Source organism: Neokomagataea anthophila, from assembly GCF_018122595.1.
Taxonomy (GTDB): domain Bacteria; phylum Pseudomonadota; class Alphaproteobacteria; order Acetobacterales; family Acetobacteraceae; genus Gluconobacter; species Gluconobacter anthophilus.
Genome location: NZ_JAGRQH010000036.1, coordinates 1 through 282 on the forward strand (window position 1 = coordinate 1; position 282 = coordinate 282).

The following is a 282-nucleotide window of genomic DNA, read 5'->3' on the forward strand; positions in this document are numbered from 1 at the left end:
GATTTGCGTCGGACATGGAAATAACCTTCCTGTTCTGATGAAGTCCCGTTCGGTGGTACGAACACCGTTCGGGGCGTTGTGTCTGAGGGCTTATTCCCTCTCAACAAATATAAATTACGACAATTTCCCAAGCAACGCAAGCAAAAAGCGCAGAAAACCGCCATTTTATCAGGGTTTTATTGTGTTTTTATTTGAAAAAATAGTCTTGTATTTATGTTGAATACTTCGTGTTTTCTTAGACCCATTCTGCCCGTGCGGCGAGCACAAGAACGGTGATTGAGA

The 282-nt window shown here is 42.9% G+C and carries 1 protein-coding gene; it reads left to right on the forward strand.

All coding sequences use genetic code 11. From position 1 onward, the window contains the following. On the forward strand, positions 1-220 hold a 220-nt coding region (locus KB213_RS11995), incomplete at its 5' end, for a hypothetical protein (protein WP_211683455.1). Positions 221-282: the final 62 nt, after the last annotated feature.